The following is a 15,231-nucleotide window of genomic DNA, read 5'->3' as shown; positions in this document are numbered from 1 at the left end:
TATGATGAGCTTTTTTATTTTGTAAAAAATTTGTGACGGGCTAAAAAAATAAGGTTGAAACAATGAAAATTTGGAAGGAGTTTGTTTCTTCGTGGATGAATTTTTACTGTATTGTTTTATCCAAAATTATATGTGAAGGTGGATACATAATGACAGTGAAAAGCTTTATTTTTTACCGGCTGGCCGTTGTATGTTAGATCATTCTGCTGTTAATAGTACACTTGCGCCAGGTAAACTTTTAAACTTACCTGTATGGTGCTATTTGTTAGAAACAGAGGAAGGCCCTATTTTAGTAGACACTGGTATGCCAGAAATGGCGGTGGATAATGAAAATCTTTTTAAGGGAACATTTGTTGAAGGGAAAATTTTACCTAAGATGAGTGAGAATGATAGAGTCATAAATATTTTAAAACGTATGGGGTATGAACCGGAAGATCTTCTGTGCATTATTAGTTCACATTTACATTTTGATCATGCTGGAGGAAATGGTACTTTTACAAATACACCAATTATTGTACAACGATCTGAATATGGGGCAGCGCTGCATAGAGAGGAATATTTAAAAGAATGTATATTACCTAATTTGAACTACAAAATGATTGAAGGAGATTATGAAGTGGCACCAGGAGTCAAGTTATTATATACACCTGGACATTCACCAGGGCATCAGTCACTATTCATTACGACTGAGAAATCTGGTTCAATTTTACTTACGATTGATGCGTCGTATACAAAGGAGAATTTTGAAGATGAAGTGCCATTCGCTGGGTTTGATTCGGAATTAGCGCTATCTTCTGTGAAGCGTTTAAAAGGTATTGTTGCTAGGGAAAAACCAATTGTTTTCTTTGGGCATGATATGGAGCAGGAGAAGAGTTGTAAAGTGTTTCCTGAGTATTTGTAATATTGGGCGAAGATAACGGAATCTTATAAAGTCGTATTCACCCATAAAAAGGTATGTGCTTGTTAGCTCATACCTTTTTATGATGAGTTTTTAAATTATTTCTTTGAATAAAGCATATAACTTTTTTGAATCGTCTTCAGTTAACTGATAATATTTAAGGTTTAAATCTGAAGGATTGTTCTGATGGGCGATCATAACCTCGCTACTGTCATGATCTACTACCCAGATGAAATATTTTTCATAAGTTCCATCTTGAAAAGTAATCCACATGTTACAATCGATTAAATCAGAACCTTCTTCATCTAACAGTAAACTCCCTTTTTTTGCTGTATCCATACTGTTAATAAAAGCTTTTAATTCATTTGTTTTTGTAAAAAATATTGATTTTTTTGTCTTTATCGATTCTACATGTATATCTTTAATTTCATTTTGTTTTAGAAAAGCAGGGGGAGCATTAGTATCTCTTGGAGTCGAGACTATCGTGACTTTTTTTGGTTTAGGCTTGCTTGTCGTATATAAATCGCTAATAGACTTACCTGAGCTTACAAACCACACCACTCCAAAAATAATTAATATGCTACCTAGTAATATAATTATTTTTTTTATATGTTTTTCTCCTCTCTATTAGCTCTTCAGTATCATGAATAATGCTTTCGTGTTAAATATGTTTTATTAAAATATATGATAGGCTAACTCGTATATTCTATATTTCTATTAATTGTGAATGTACTATTATAATTTAAATAGTGTTCATTTTTGCTACATAATTATAATTGAACACGCTTATTCTTTACTGATTTATAAGGGCGGTCGATTAGCAAATTGTAAGTAAGGCCAAGTAATACTAAAACCCCACCAATGATTTTACCGGGAGAGAGTTCGTTTGACATGAAGAAATCAATAACGGTTCCCATAAATAATTGTCCGATAAAGATGAGCAATGTTAAATAAAATGCTGATATTTTAGGAGTGATATAGTTTGATAACGCAATAACAATAACGCCTACTAAGCCACCTAAATATACAGCGAAAGGAATGGATTGCAACGTATAACTAGATATATACAAAGAGTCTGTACTGAAAATTAAAAATAATGTAGAGAAAAATAGCCCGGTAATATAATTGTAAAAAGTACCTTCCCAAATTCCTATTTTTGTTGCTAAATTAGCATTAATAATTCTGGCAACAACAATGGAAACTCCAACTAAAATAGCGATACAAATATATAACATTTTCTTATCCTCCATTAAAAAATAGTCATTACAATAATTCCAGAAGAGATGAATAGTAATCCAATCAATTTTTTCTTTTCAAACTTCGTAATCTTCATTCCTAATAGCCCGAAATGATCAATAATAATAGAAGCAATTGATTGACCGAGTAAGCTTAATGCAATCGTAATAGAGGCACCAAGGGCGGAGAAGCTTATATTACTAAAAAGAACGGTGAAAACCCCAATGGCTCCAGCGCTATATAAATAAAGCGGAATACCTTTCTCAAAACGAATTTTATTTTTGTTAATGAGCAAAACAATAACAACTGCAAGCAAACCAACGAGATGAATTACAACACTTGCAGTATAATTCCCTATCATTTCAGACAAGATTCCGTTTAAAGGAATCATAATGGCGATAAGTGCACCTATAAAGACAGAAAGAAAGTTATACAATGTGATATCCCCTTTATATTACATATTTGTAATGAATGTATCATGCTTAAATTGTGTATTACTATGACATATGTCATAGTGAAAGGGGGAAATTTTGATTACAATGAGGATGAGTTGTAAAGGTGGGGGATTATGAAAAAAGTATGTAATTCTAATAAATTAGCAGATTATATGAAGCAAAATAATATTAATACATTTTTTAGTAACGATATGAAACCGTATATGGAATTGTTATTTTTTAGAAAGAATGAATTCATATGTAGGGAAAATGAGGATATAGACTATTTGTATTTCTTTGTTGAAGGAAAAGCGAAAGCATTTAACACATTAAGTAATGGGAAATCTGTATTATTATGTTTCTATGATAGTTTGCAGTTATTAGGGGATGTGGAGTTGATTCACTCTCAAAAAATTACTTCAAACGTACAAGTAATGGCAGATTCGTATTGTGTTGGGTTACCTTTAGGAAAGGTTAGAAATCAATTATTTCATGATGCAACTTTTTTAAGGTGTATTTGTGGTTCTTTAGCTCATAAATTAAATAGGCTTTCAAAAAATAGTACAATTAATTTACTATATCCGCTTGAAAATAGACTTGCAAGTTATATGTTAGTAACCGGGGAAAGAACCGTTCAGCACAGCAATAAAATTATATTTAATGGAAATTTAACAGAAACAGCGGAATTACTAGGAACGAGTTATCGGCATTTATTACGAACTTTAAATACTTTTTGTGACAAAGAGATTATAAAGAAAAACAATGGATGCTTTGAAGTGATGAATATAGAAGTGTTGAGGGAACTGGCGGCGGATGTGTATAAATAAAATTTTATAAATAGGAGCGGTGTTTTAAATGATTACACCTATATTTCGAATTTTTGATATTGAAAAAGCACATTTATTTTACTTAGAATTTTTAGGATTTAAGCTTGATTGGGAACATCGGTATAAGGAAAATATGCCATTGTATATGCAAATTTCGTTAAATGATGTTGTTATACATTTATCCGAACATCATGGTGATACGTCACCAGGCGGTGCCATTCGGATTAAAATAAATGATTTGAAAAACTATCATACTATATTATCAAGTAAAGAATATTCATATTCTAAACCTAATATAGAGACAACGCCTTGGGATACGATGGAATTAACAGTGATTGATCCATTTTCAAATAGAATTACATTTTATGAGGAAGTTCATTAGACATCGAAGTGGCAAATATAAAAGTTTTTTGGGGATTTTCACATGCCCATCAACTTAATATTTTTAATTACCCCATAACGAAAATTTTTATGCATCGTTGAATACGAGTAGAGTGGAAATAAGGAAAATTGGTATAATATGAAATGAATACAACAAATGGGGTTATTTGGGGAGTCATGAAAATATTTTTTCTTTGTGCTAGTCTATTCATAAATGTTTGTGTATTTCCAGCAGCTATGTTTATTGGCGTAATGGCAACTGATTCTCTTGATAGTGGACGTAAAGAATTCTTTATTGGATTCTTTTTTATTCAGTGGTTGCCACTACTTTTATTAATTCTTTCGATATACTTTTTAATTAAAGAAAGGAAAAACAAACATACGAACACTTGGCGATAGGAATATAACTATATTTTTCATGTTAAGAGTAGCGTTGACTGATTTTGAGAGTAAACAGTAACCTTAAAAGAGAAAAAGAGTACAAAGGGTCCTGACTAATCAGGACCCTTTCTTAGTTTGTAACGCTCTATTTCTTTTTTTTGTATGGTGAGGCCTATTAATTCAGATTTTGAAGAAAAATACAAATTACGATGAAATGATGAAAATCTAATGAGGTGTAGACAAATTTATTTATTCATGCTCTAGAAATGAAAGTTGAGGGGTATATTGCTCTTGTTACAAAAAGAATGTATATGTATGTATTTACACTTGGTTTTCCAATTGAACCAATTGATGATCCGTTTTATTTTCATGATACATTGCAAGGGGGTACCTGTTCGAATTCATGCTCGGAAAGGATTAACACATTTGTATTCCGTAAAAAAATTTCGGGATATTATTCAAGGAAATGCTCATGCGCAGGCATTAATCAAAGAGAACAGTAAAAATATTATGTTAATAAGATAAAGTGTCACAAATTTTTATAAATTAGTGTGATTGATATCACACCCCTTTTTCTCAATGTATATTATGCTTAGTTTGTAATGAATGATTGGGAAAGGGTGGGATGATATGTTTTGCTATCAATGTGAACAAACGCCAACAGGCGGATGTAAAGTAATGGGTGTTTGCGGTAAGAATGAAACAATTGCAAGTTTACAGGATACGATTGTGTTTGGGTTAAAAGGAATTGCTGCTTATCGTACCCATGCTTCGCAGCTAGGGTATACAGATGCATTTGTAGATGCTACAACTCAAGAAGCGTTATATATGACATTAACAAATTCTAACTTTAATGAACAAGAACATATTGATATGGCTATGAAAGTTGGGAAATCAGCTTTACGGGTGATGGAGTTGTTAGATGAGGCACATACGAATCATTTTGGTGTTCCAGAGCCTGTTCAAATTACACAAAATCGTGTAGAAGGTAAGGCAATTGTTGTTACTGGTCATAATTTATTTGCATTAGAGGAATTATTAAAGCAAACAGAAGGCAAAGAAATTAATATTTATACGCATTCTGAAATGTTACCAGCGCACGGATATCCACAACTGAAAAAATATAAACATTTAAAAGGAAACATTGGTAAGGCATGGTATGATCAACGACGTCTTTTTGAAAAATTTACCGGTGCAATATTGGCTACAACGAACTGTGTTATGCCAATTAAAGGATCATACTCTGATCGCTTCTTTTCATATGATATTGCCGGTCTGGAGGGTGTACGGAAAATTGAAAATGATGATTTTGCACCATTGATTAAAAAAGCGCTAGAACTTCCCGCAGTACATATGGAGTCGGATGAACAGTTAGTAACAGGGTTTCATCATAATACAGTATTATCATTAGCCCCAGAAATCATTGAGGCAGTAAAGGGAGGGAAAATTAAGCGCTTCTTTATCATCGCAGGTTGTGATGCCCCAGGAAAAGGCGGAGAATACTATCGTGAATTAGCAACGTCACTTCCGCAAGAAACGGTTATTTTAACAACTTCTTGTGGGAAATTCCGCTTTAATGATGTAAATTATGGTGTTGTACCCGGTACGGAGATTCCACGTTACATTGACTTAGGGCAATGTAATAATTCAATTTCTACAATAAAAATAGCGGCAGCTTTAGCAGATGCTTTTCAATGTGAAGTGAACGAATTGCCAGTTAGTATTGTCCTATCATGGTTTGAACAAAAAGCGGTTGCCATTTTACTTGGGCTATTTAGTCTTGGGATTCAAGATATTCGTATCGGTCCAAAGGCCCCTGAATTTATTTCACCTGGTGTGCTTGATGTATTACAAGAAACATTTGGTTTAAAACTTATTACAACTGTAGCAGAAGATATGAAAATAATGTTATCGTAACAAAAAGGATGTCTTACTCTGTAAAATAAATAAGTGACAATATTTAATAAAAATCGTGACTGTATTTCAAATCCATAACAGCATTATCATGGTCAATTATTTTCACTTTAAATTAATGATGAGAACCAAAATTTTTAGCAAATAAATCATATATATATATATATATATGATTTATTTCTATAGGAATGCACAAGTGCAAAATCACAAGAAGATCACCTATGGAAGTCTTTTAACATGTCTATAACTAATTTGATAGATGCGTTTACGGGGTAGCGCCACACATCCATCAACCTAAAGAATCAAAATCCCCCTATAACGAAATTGCTATTCATTATTGACTACTGATAATAATGGATGACATGATTGGGCAGTCGCGTTAAGAACGGGTACAGTAGAATGAAGAGGAGTTCATATAATAGTGAACTCTTCTTTTTTATTTTGAAAAAATGTATTGAAGTGCAAAAAATGGACCAGTAGTAAATACTACTGGTCAACCATATGTACATGAATTAGGAGAGGTCAAACATTTATTAGCCTTATTATAATAGATTTTCTTAGGCGGTAAAACTAGAAAATAGTGTTTTTATGTTGAGAAAGTTTTTTGTATTGAAATATATGAAAAATGAGGGGATTCACCGAGACAACAAATAGGCTTTATATATTTTCGTAGATTATGATATATTATAAAAAAGATTTAATTACCTTAAATTAGACTTTTGAATGGTAATTACATTTGTAAGTGGAGAGGAGGAGCAGTAGTGAAATTTGATGATCAACGTCTACTGGGGATACGATTAGGGTCTTTACTTGTAACAGAGGAAAATCAATACTTAGTGATAAAGAAAAAAGATCATTATGGATTATTAAACATACATACTTTAGAGTGTACTCATGTGGAAGTGCAATTAGAGCATATTGAGGAAATGTTACATGAAGATTTCCAAGAAAGCATAAAGGAAATTATCGCACCGGAACATATTAAGATTGTGGCGAAAAATATTATATAAAGAAACAAGCTGGGTGTGCCAGCTTGTTTCTTTTTGTTAATTTGCTTGCAGATTTCTATGTTGAAAGACTTGTTTTGCGATAAAAATAGTGTTTAGGACATACAGGTATTTTTTATAAATCTAGAGCTTTTATAATCTCGCCAATAACCCCTTCCATTTGATGAACACCTAAATCTGAGTTTGTCATAATAACAGCACCGCTGCCTCGATATGGATAACAAACGATTATACATTGGAATCCAACGCCCCATCCAAGTGAAGAAATTTCTAAACCATGATTGGTATCATCTAGAAAGATGCCTAGTCCAGTCCACTTTGAGCAACCTTGAGGAGAAATCATGTCTTGCGCTGTTTTTTGAGAAAGTCCTAGTTTACTATCTCCCTGTAAGGAGTGAATAAGTTCGATAACTAAAGCTGATAGATCAGTTGGCGTTGACCAAATCCCTGAAGCAGCTGCAAATGGGTAAAATGGATACTTTTCTTTTGTGACAGTTCTGTCTTTATTATGCCCGCAAGCAAAAGCGTCAATTGTGTTGATGCTTTCAGGAGAAAATAGCATACTATGCTTCATTTGTAGCGGCTGAAAGATCAATTCTTCTAGTAATAGATGAATTGATTTTCCAGTAATATCTTCTAGTAGTTGTTCAATTATACAAAAGGTTGCGTCAGAGTAGTGAAATTCACTTTCTGGTTCGTAAGTAATTTCTATAGGTACTGGACAATATAATGTTGTACCCGTAAGGATTTCAGGCATTTTAGGCTTTCCTTGTGCGTGCTTATAATGTTCAAAACTATTAGGAGGATCAATTATTCCAGCTTGGTGACTTAATAAATTTCTTAAAGTGATTTTTTTCTGTGAAGGAAATGCGTTAGTAGGGGTTTTCCAAGATATGAGTCTATCATTTACATCTTCGTCTAAGTTTACTATTCCTTGATCGGATAATTTTAGTACGAGCATTGCGGTGATGAATTTGCTTATAGAGCAAGAATTAAAAATAGAAGTTGTAGTAACATCTCTAGTTGTTCCAGATTCAAGTGTTCCCAAGGCATTCGTTTCATACAGTTTGCCATCACGTATAACTGCGAGGCTTAATCCAGCTACAGAATATTGTTTCATTTGTTCATATATATTTATATTTTTTAGCTTCATAATTGCTCCTTTCTTATGGGAAACACAGAATATTAATTAAATTATACATGGTTCACCAAATGATTTACAGATGAGGCGTCTTTTTACTGTGAAGAAATTCGAGGTGAAAATTGAAACATTTTATCTCGAAATATATATAAGCCATAATATTGTTATGTAGGAGATTAACGCTCTTTTATTTTCAATGTGCTTTTTGAAAAGGAGCCATCCGGCCATATCAAATAGCAAGTAATACGAATGTACGTATTATAAATTGTAGTAATAGAGTTTAATAACAAAAGAAATGGGAATTATCGACCGAGAACTTGAAATTAATAAAGAATTGCGTCAGCTTGTGGAAGGTGGAAAAACAATTATGGTAGTTAAGAAGGTAAGAGAAATATTCGATTATTCATTATTAGAAGTGAAGCAATATGTAGAGAAATGATAAAAACCATCCAATTGGATGGTTTTTATCATATATTCGGAACTTACTGAACCATACGTGTATTCACATAGGCAGCTATAATAACGTGACCAATTACGATAAGAGGTATAATGATTTTTACATTTGGAGAAGTGAAGACACTCCCGATTGTTGCGACGACGCCTGCACTTAAATTATAAAGACCAACAATCTTAGATAACTTTAATGTATCACTCACACGGCGTTCGTTAAAACCAGATAAGAGCCAAGTATATTGCTTCACTCCTATAAGGTAAGACAATGTGAATGAGATGATTGCAACTATACATAGTGATGGGGAAGCAAAGAGAGTTATAGAAAACACCTCCGTTAATGAATAATCTATAATTAAATTATATTATTGATGTAATAATTTAACAAATTATGAAAGTGAATTATTTTTTTGTAAGTTTGATAGAAAAGATAATCGCATCAGTATGTAAAATGATAGGGGGATAAAATATGAATATTTCAGAATTTCAGCGATATGTATCAAGTTTTAGTAAAGAAAAAGGATTTCAAGATACAACAATCGAGGAGCGTACGATGTATGCAATGGCAGAATTAGGTGAATTGACAGATGCGATATTAAAGCGTGATAAAACAGAAGATGCCAAAAGAGAAATCGGTTTAGAAATGTTTGACGTAATTTGGAATATATGTGATTTAGCTAATAAATTGGGCGTTGATTTAGAGAAGGCATTTGTAGAAAAAATGGAAATGAATAAAAAATGCGAATGGTAAATGGAAGCTGAAAATGATAGCATTTAAGTAGTGTGAGATAATAAAAAGAATACAACATAGATTATTGATTATTACAGTGGAGGTAGAAAATGAGTTTGAAATATAAATGTTTAATATTAGACCATGACGATACAGCAGTGAAAAGCACACCGAACATACATTATCCATCATTTGTAGAAGCATTACAAGATGTTAGGCCAAATGAAAAAACTGTATCATTAGAAGAGTTTGTTTCATATTGCTTCTCTCCAGGTTTCCAAAGTTTGTGTAAAGATATTATTGGTTTTACTCCAGAAGAGCAAGAACATCAACAAAAAGTTTGGAAAAAGTATACGGAATCTACAATACCGGATTTTTACGAAGGCTTTCCGGAATTTGTGCAGGAATTTAAGAGACAAGGTGGAATTGTAACGGTTGTCTCTCATTCTGAAAGTAGTCGTATTAAAAGAGATTATGAAAAGCATTGTGGATTCGTTCCAGATGCAGTATTTGGATGGGAATTAGAAGAAAACCAAAGAAAACCTCATCCATATCCCGTAAAACAGATTCTATCTAAGTTTCAGCTTTCAGAAAATGAAGTAATTGTATTAGATGATTTAAAGCCAGCTTTAGAGATGGCGAAAAGTTGTAATGTTGTATTTGCAGCGGCGGGGTGGTCACATCATATTCCTGAAATTAAAAAACAGATGGAAGATGAATCTGATTACTATTTTGAAAAAGTTGAGGATTTTAGCCGATTTGTGTTAGGAGAATAAATGTTGAAAAAGAACTTGGTTTTATGGACCAAGTTCTTTTTAGAATAACATGAATATAGATAGGGGATAGGTATGAAAGGAAAAGTAATAATAGGAGGACTTCTTGCGGTAATTAGTGTAATGAGTATATTTGCTTTCTTAATTTTTGAAGGAATATTCATTCCAAATCAATTAGAAGCGGATAAGTTTTTAATAAAAGGTGTAGATGTTGCATCTTATCAAGGGAAGATAGATTAGTCAAAGCTAGAAGAACAGGATATGAAGTTTGCATTTATAAAGGTTACAGAAGGAAGCTCATTTGTCGATGAATACTTTGCGGAAAACTGGGCCAACGCAGTTAAGACAAATATGCGTATAGGAGCGTATCATTTTTTTAGCTTTGATAGTAAAGGGGAAACACAGGCTCAGCAATATATACGAACAGTTCCGAAAAATGGACAAGCATTACCGCCAGTAATTGATGTGGAATTTTACAGTGATAAAAAAGATAATCCACCTAAGCGTAAAGATGTTGCAAAAGAGTTGTCGGTAATGATTAAAATGCTAGAGAAACATTATGAAAAGAAAGTTATATTGTATGCAACGCAAGAGGCATATGACTTATATATAAAGGATAGGTATCCTGAATGTGATATATGGATAAGAAGCATTTTAACAAAACCGAGTTTATTAGATCAGAGAAAAGGGACGTTTTGGCAATATACGAATAGAGGAAGATTAAAAGGTTATAGTGGAAAAGAGAAGTATATTGATTTAAAAGTATTTTATGGAAACAAGGAAGAGTTTGAGAAGTATGGAATGAAAAGTTGAGTTTTTAATATGAAGTAAGAGATATTTTGAAATGAAAATATTTAATTCAAAAGTGGAACAAAAGAATCTATTATCTTGTCTATAGTATGAGCCAACAACAAAATATAGCAAGGAAAGGTCTTTATGCTTATTTATAAGCTGAGGTGTTGAAATGGAAGATAAGATAATTCAAAGTAGTAATGACGAAATAGATTCAGTAATAGAAGAATATTGGAAAGACGTATGGAATTATTCTTTTGTTATTACAAAGGATATTCATCTATCAGATGATATAACGCAGGATGTGTTTATAAAGGTATTTAAAAATTGGGATTCATTTCGGAATGAATCGTCAGTAAAAACGTGGTTATTAAAGATTACAAGAAATACAGCAATCAATTATTTGAAATCTGCCTACTTTAAGAGGATTTCTCTTGTAAGCTTTTTTAGAACTGATAAGGAATATTCTTCAGCAGAACAGCAATTTTTCCAAAAAGAAACGATGGATGAAGTTTGGGATATTGTATTGAAACTTCCAAAGAAATATCGTGAAGTAATTATATTAGATGCAAAATATGAACTATCTTACGAAGAAATCGCTGAAACATTGGGAGTATCAATTGGGACTGTGAAGTCGAGGATACACCGAGCGCGTGCAAAAGTTTCAAAAATACATATGGAGGATGCGTAATGAATAAGGATAAAAAACCAGAATGGTACAAAAGATTGCAAACTGGCCCAATGGAGGCGCGCGAAGATAAAGAAATATTCATTCGTAAAATCAAAAAGTCTGTTCATATGCATGAGAGTGTAAAAAAAATCGAGCGTAAAAAAACATTTCATATAAAAGCTTTAACCGTTACAGTAGTTTGTACTTTTATAATTGTACTTATGAATGTTCAACAACCTGGGTTTGGTAATAATGATGATTCAGCACAAAGTAGCATGCAAATTACAGTTAAGATGAGGGATGAGTCATTTGAGGATGGAACATTACAGCAGTTTATAAATGAATTGAATCAAAAATTAAGTTTAAAAAATAAAGATGCTTTACATGGGATAATAAGTGAAGAACTTGTTTTTAAAGGTGAAAAATATAATAAAAATGAATGGGGAATTTCAGATGATATTTTAAGTAGCTTACAAGTTGCTCTTTCAATGGGAGGGGAATTTGTAAATGATACGAAAAGTTTATATAAAATCCCGAGTGGGCTAGCAGAAAGTAATGAAAAGAAGCAAGAGCATTATTTATATGGGACGATCGTTGGGGAAAAGACAAACGTTTTTGCTGAACCGAAAAGGAATTCTAAAGTAGTTCATTATGTATCAAATGAAATGGTAAAAGCATGGATTCCAGTAAAATCAAAGAATGATGGTTATATAAAAATTTCGACGATGAACGGAAACACAGGTTATGTAAAAGAAGAGCATATCTCAACCGATATTGATTATTCATTTATCTTTGAAAAGCAAAATGATGGATCGTGGAAAATAAAAATAATAGATTCGATATGGTAAAAGAGACAGGTTCATTGGGTTGAACCTGTCTCTTTGTTGTGAAGAGCATCCCAAGCTTTTAAAATATTTGCTGCAACGGGAGCAGCGCTATTGGCACCTAAACCACCGCCAGGAATAACGACAGAAATTGCTATTTCTGGATCATTAGTAGGTGCATATGCGATAAATAGGGAATGATTCACGACCGTACCATCTTTATTGGGCGAACTGGTTGTCCCTGTTTTTCCAGTAACGTCAAAAGGCAAGTCTTTCATTTCTTGTATATGATTATTCATCCCGTTTTGTAGTACAGTCCAAAAACTTGCTGGGTAATGATTAGAACTTTCTACAATAGGTTGTAATGGTTTTTCTATTTTTCCATGGTCATTCAAAATAGTAGTAGCAACTTGTGGTTTGTATTTTATACCTTTGTTGGCAATGGTAGCTGCATATTGAGCAAGTTGAAGGGGAGTATGTACTTCGTTTCCGCCCCATGATGCATTCAATAAAGCTGAGAGCCCATGTTCAAATTTCATATTGCTTCGTAATACATACTTATCCTCTTCTTCAAAAGGTAAATCGATGCCAGTTTTAGAACGTAGTCCAAATTGCTCTAAATAATTCGTCCAAGCACTAGCGACTTTCTCTATACTTCCGTTGTTTTTATTTAGTAAAGGGATAGCGACTTTTGCTGTCATAAATGTATTGGAAGAATTAATGATTGCTTGACTAGGCGTAATCTCTCCAGTTGGTGTACCTAGCTCGTTTTTCACATCATTTTGATTATCATATTGAAAATCTCCATGATCTACATACGTATCTAATGGCTCAAATAATTTTTCATTTAACCCGATCAGAATAGTAAGTGGTTTAATTGTAGAGCCCATATTTATATAAGAATCGTCATATTTTATCTTTTGAATCGTTTTATTTTGTGCAAGAACTTTCAATTGCTCATTTTTAGAAACAGAGTCTTCCATGCTTAATATGTTTGGATCGAAAGTAGAGGAATTTGCCATAGCTAATATGTTTCCAGTTTTCACATTCATTGCGACTGCATAGCCTTCAGCCCTATTTTGTGTAAGCTGAAGTTGCGATTTTAATGCTTCCTCGACTTTTTGTTGAAGTTTGGAATCTAGTGATAGCTGAATATCTTTTCCTCTTTCTTTATTTTGTATGCGCCAAAAATACTGTTTCTTATTTATTTGAAGGACAATTCTTTTTTCTAGTGTACCTTTTAACTCTTCTTCATATTGACGCTCAATTCCATTTACACCAACGCGAGTGGATGGAAAATCATTATTCTCTACATATCCAATAACTTGCGAACCGACTTCATGTTGTGGATAAATACGTATTGATTCACTTTGTACGGAAAGATTATGAAATCTATTTTTATTTATAAAGGATAATTCCTGCTCGGTCAGGTTTGAGTACAATAATATTGGTTTTTTATTAAGGTCTCGGCAAGTTTCTTTTAATCGCTTGTTTATGTTTGTAATGGAGATATTGCGATGAAAAAGAGATGAAAATTCACTAACGAAATCCTCTAACTTAGCAGTTTCTTGAGAAGTAGGACAGTTTGTGTTCGGTAAGTAGTATAAAGAATCCACGTTTTTATTTGTGGCTAATATAAAGCCATTTTTATCAATAATATTCCCTCTTTCCGCTTGTGAGGTTGTAAGTGTAATAGAAATAAAGCCATTTAGAAATAGTGTGATAAAGATACTTACTAGAATAAAAAAGATGATGAAAATTAGCCGTTTTTTCTGTTGTATACGTAACATAAAATTCTCCCATATTCAGATTCCATTTAATCTTAAAAGTTATTGTTTTTTTTGTAAATATGGGAACAAACTTTTTAAATAAATTGTCTATTACATGTAATAACAATTAAGCGTAAAAGAAAGGATCGATAAAAATGAAAAAGAATACGTTATTAAAAGTAGGATTATGTGTGAGTTTACTAGGGGTAAGCCAATTTGCTAGTGCAATATCTCCGGTGCAAGCAGTAGAAAAAATCGAACAAAAGGTAATCAAAAACGCAGAAGGAACAATTTCAATTTCTCAATTGAACTCAAAAGTATGGGTGCATACAGAAGTGGGTTATTTTAATGGAGAGGCGGTTCCTGCTAATGGTTTAGTCCTTAATACATCTAAAGGGCTAGTACTTGTTGATTCTTCTTGGGATGACAAGTTAACGAAAGAATTAATAGAGATGGTAGAAAAGAAGTTTCAGAAACGGGTAACAGATGTCATTATTACACACGCGCATGCCGATCGAATTGGTGGAATTAAAACATTGAAAGAAAAAGGAATTCAAGCGCATAGTACGGCTTTAACTGCTGAACTAGCAAAGGAAAATGGATATGAAGAGCCACTTGGAGATTTAAAGACAATTACGAATATGAAATTTGGGAATATGAAAGTAGAAACATTTTATCCAGGAAAAGGGCATACGGAAGATAATATTGTAGTATGGTTACCTCAATATAAAATTTTAGCTGGAGGTTGTTTAGTAAAATCTGCTGATGCGAAAGATTTGGGGAATGTTGCTGATGCATATGTAAATGAGTGGTCAGCATCGATTGGGAACGTCATGAATCGCTATAAAAATATGAAATCGGTAGTACCTGGTCACGGTGATGTAGGTGATAAAGGATTGCTTATACATACACTTGATTTATTAAAATAAGAAAGAACCTGCTATATTTTATTAAAAGTCAATATATTTTATGAGTGTACTAGTAGCAGAGGACATTCATAAAAT

General features: G+C 32.7%; 18 protein-coding genes and 2 pseudogenes. 14 read left to right on the top strand and 6 right to left on the bottom strand.

The annotated features are described in order from the left end of the window. Positions 1–142: 142 nt before the first annotated feature. Positions 143–901 (top strand): quorum-quenching N-acyl homoserine lactonase AiiA, encoded by a 759-nt coding sequence (aiiA, locus tag DJ93_RS01920; protein ID WP_042978938.1) that lies wholly within the window; start codon positions 143–145, stop codon positions 899–901. A gap of 90 nt (positions 902–991) precedes the next feature. Here the strand turns inward: aiiA and DJ93_RS01915 are convergent, their stop codons facing one another. The 3 genes from DJ93_RS01915 to DJ93_RS01905 form a co-directional block, all read right to left on the bottom strand. Continuing rightward, positions 992–1,492, bottom strand: coding sequence for a hypothetical protein (locus DJ93_RS01915; RefSeq protein ID WP_042978937.1), 501 nt, complete (start codon positions 1,490–1,492; stop codon positions 992–994). A gap of 176 nt (positions 1,493–1,668) precedes the next feature. Beyond that, positions 1,669–2,133, bottom strand: a complete 465-nt coding sequence (locus tag DJ93_RS01910) for a DMT family transporter (protein WP_042978936.1) — start codon at positions 2,131–2,133, stop codon at positions 1,669–1,671. Positions 2,134–2,147: 14 nt separating this feature from the next. Further along, complete coding sequence (locus DJ93_RS01905) at positions 2,148–2,570, bottom strand: DMT family transporter (protein ID WP_042978935.1); 423 nt, start codon at positions 2,568–2,570, stop codon at positions 2,148–2,150. 132 nt (positions 2,571–2,702) lie between these two features. Here DJ93_RS01905 and yeiL point away from each other — a divergent pair, with 132 nt between their 5' ends. The 6 genes and pseudogenes from yeiL to DJ93_RS01875 all read left to right on the top strand — a co-directional run bounded on the left by yeiL (position 2,703) and on the right by DJ93_RS01875 (position 7,081). After that, positions 2,703–3,395 carry a transcriptional regulator YeiL gene (gene yeiL, locus DJ93_RS01900; RefSeq protein WP_042978934.1) on the top strand — a complete coding sequence of 231 codons (693 nt, stop codon included), beginning with the start codon at positions 2,703–2,705 and terminating at the stop codon, positions 3,393–3,395. A 28-nt stretch (positions 3,396–3,423) separates the two neighbouring features. Beyond that, positions 3,424–3,777 carry a glyoxalase superfamily protein gene (locus DJ93_RS01895; RefSeq protein ID WP_042978933.1) on the top strand — a complete coding sequence of 118 codons (354 nt, stop codon included), beginning with the start codon at positions 3,424–3,426 and terminating at the stop codon, positions 3,775–3,777. A 143-nt stretch (positions 3,778–3,920) separates the two neighbouring features. Continuing rightward, positions 3,921–4,175 (top strand): hypothetical protein, encoded by a 255-nt coding sequence (locus DJ93_RS01890; protein WP_052109499.1) that lies wholly within the window; start codon positions 3,921–3,923, stop codon positions 4,173–4,175. Between the two features lie 227 nt (positions 4,176–4,402). After that, positions 4,403–4,682: pseudogene (locus tag DJ93_RS01885) on the top strand (hypothetical protein); the annotation flags it as partial. 105 nt (positions 4,683–4,787) lie between these two features. Beyond that, a complete protein-coding gene (hcp, locus tag DJ93_RS01880; RefSeq protein WP_042978932.1) occupies positions 4,788–6,074 on the top strand; it encodes a hydroxylamine reductase in 1,287 nt (428 codons plus the stop codon). A gap of 758 nt (positions 6,075–6,832) precedes the next feature. Next, positions 6,833–7,081, top strand: a complete 249-nt coding sequence (locus tag DJ93_RS01875) for a hypothetical protein (RefSeq protein ID WP_042978931.1) — start codon at positions 6,833–6,835, stop codon at positions 7,079–7,081. 112 nt (positions 7,082–7,193) lie between these two features. On the opposite strand, the gene DJ93_RS01870 is transcribed toward DJ93_RS01875, so the two are convergent. Continuing rightward, positions 7,194–8,231, bottom strand: a complete 1,038-nt coding sequence (locus tag DJ93_RS01870) for a serine hydrolase domain-containing protein (protein WP_042978930.1) — start codon at positions 8,229–8,231, stop codon at positions 7,194–7,196. A gap of 283 nt (positions 8,232–8,514) precedes the next feature. Between DJ93_RS01870 and DJ93_RS33060 the strand changes: the two genes are divergently transcribed. Further along, positions 8,515–8,658: a hypothetical protein gene (locus DJ93_RS33060; protein ID WP_181969230.1), complete on the top strand. Its 144-nt coding sequence runs from the start codon at positions 8,515–8,517 to the stop codon at positions 8,656–8,658. A gap of 43 nt (positions 8,659–8,701) precedes the next feature. Here the strand turns inward: DJ93_RS33060 and DJ93_RS01860 are convergent, their stop codons facing one another. Then, complete coding sequence (locus tag DJ93_RS01860) at positions 8,702–8,992, bottom strand: DUF3784 domain-containing protein (RefSeq protein ID WP_042984101.1); 291 nt, start codon at positions 8,990–8,992, stop codon at positions 8,702–8,704. 146 nt (positions 8,993–9,138) lie between these two features. Here DJ93_RS01860 and DJ93_RS01855 point away from each other — a divergent pair, with 146 nt between their 5' ends. The 5 genes and pseudogenes from DJ93_RS01855 to DJ93_RS01835 all read left to right on the top strand — a co-directional run bounded on the left by DJ93_RS01855 (position 9,139) and on the right by DJ93_RS01835 (position 12,482). Then, positions 9,139–9,420, top strand: a complete 282-nt coding sequence (locus DJ93_RS01855) for a MazG nucleotide pyrophosphohydrolase domain-containing protein (protein ID WP_042978929.1) — start codon at positions 9,139–9,141, stop codon at positions 9,418–9,420. Between the two features lie 89 nt (positions 9,421–9,509). Beyond that, positions 9,510–10,175, top strand: a complete 666-nt coding sequence (locus DJ93_RS01850) for an HAD family hydrolase (protein ID WP_042978928.1) — start codon at positions 9,510–9,512, stop codon at positions 10,173–10,175. Between the two features lie 72 nt (positions 10,176–10,247). Further along, positions 10,248–10,985 (top strand): annotated as a pseudogene (locus DJ93_RS01845) (glycoside hydrolase family 25 protein). A 151-nt stretch (positions 10,986–11,136) separates the two neighbouring features. Further along, entirely contained in the window at positions 11,137–11,655 is a 519-nt protein-coding gene (locus tag DJ93_RS01840; protein WP_042978927.1) for an RNA polymerase sigma factor, read from the top strand. After that, entirely contained in the window at positions 11,655–12,482 is an 828-nt protein-coding gene (locus DJ93_RS01835) for an SH3 domain-containing protein (protein ID WP_042978926.1), read from the top strand. The genes DJ93_RS01840 and DJ93_RS01835 overlap by 1 nt, the downstream gene beginning before the upstream one ends. An 11-nt stretch (positions 12,483–12,493) precedes the next feature. On the opposite strand, the gene DJ93_RS01830 is transcribed toward DJ93_RS01835, so the two are convergent. After that, on the bottom strand, positions 12,494–14,248 hold the full coding sequence (locus DJ93_RS01830) for a peptidoglycan D,D-transpeptidase FtsI family protein (protein ID WP_042978925.1): 1,755 nt from the start codon (positions 14,246–14,248) through the stop codon (positions 12,494–12,496). A 134-nt stretch (positions 14,249–14,382) separates the two neighbouring features. Here DJ93_RS01830 and bla2 point away from each other — a divergent pair, with 134 nt between their 5' ends. Then, positions 14,383–15,156 (top strand): BcII family subclass B1 metallo-beta-lactamase, encoded by a 774-nt coding sequence (bla2, locus tag DJ93_RS01825; RefSeq protein WP_042978924.1) that lies wholly within the window; start codon positions 14,383–14,385, stop codon positions 15,154–15,156. The last annotated feature ends 75 nt before the right edge of the window (positions 15,157–15,231 follow it).

Origin of the sequence: Bacillus clarus (assembly GCF_000746925.1) — a bacterium.
Lineage (GTDB): Bacteria > Bacillota > Bacilli > Bacillales > Bacillaceae_G > Bacillus_A > Bacillus_A clarus.
This window is presented reverse-complemented; position numbering and strand designations above follow the sequence as displayed.

Coding starts and splice junctions, on each gene's coding strand:
- DJ93_RS01910 (WP_042978936.1), bottom strand. CDS start 2,133: ATGTTATATATTTGTATCGCTATTTTAGTTGGAGTTTCCATTGTTGTT.
- yeiL (WP_042978934.1), top strand. CDS start 2,703: ATGAAAAAAGTATGTAATTCTAATAAATTAGCAGATTATATGAAGCAA.
- DJ93_RS01895 (WP_042978933.1), top strand. CDS start 3,424: ATGATTACACCTATATTTCGAATTTTTGATATTGAAAAAGCACATTTA.
- DJ93_RS01890 (WP_052109499.1), top strand. CDS start 3,921: ATGAATACAACAAATGGGGTTATTTGGGGAGTCATGAAAATATTTTTT.
- hcp (WP_042978932.1), top strand. CDS start 4,788: ATGTTTTGCTATCAATGTGAACAAACGCCAACAGGCGGATGTAAAGTA.
- DJ93_RS01870 (WP_042978930.1), bottom strand. CDS start 8,231: ATGAAGCTAAAAAATATAAATATATATGAACAAATGAAACAATATTCT.
- DJ93_RS33060 (WP_181969230.1), top strand. CDS start 8,515: ATGGGAATTATCGACCGAGAACTTGAAATTAATAAAGAATTGCGTCAG.
- DJ93_RS01855 (WP_042978929.1), top strand. CDS start 9,139: ATGAATATTTCAGAATTTCAGCGATATGTATCAAGTTTTAGTAAAGAA.
- DJ93_RS01850 (WP_042978928.1), top strand. CDS start 9,510: ATGAGTTTGAAATATAAATGTTTAATATTAGACCATGACGATACAGCA.
- DJ93_RS01840 (WP_042978927.1), top strand. CDS start 11,137: ATGGAAGATAAGATAATTCAAAGTAGTAATGACGAAATAGATTCAGTA.
- DJ93_RS01835 (WP_042978926.1), top strand. CDS start 11,655: ATGAATAAGGATAAAAAACCAGAATGGTACAAAAGATTGCAAACTGGC.
- DJ93_RS01830 (WP_042978925.1), bottom strand. CDS start 14,248: ATGTTACGTATACAACAGAAAAAACGGCTAATTTTCATCATCTTTTTT.
- bla2 (WP_042978924.1), top strand. CDS start 14,383: ATGAAAAAGAATACGTTATTAAAAGTAGGATTATGTGTGAGTTTACTA.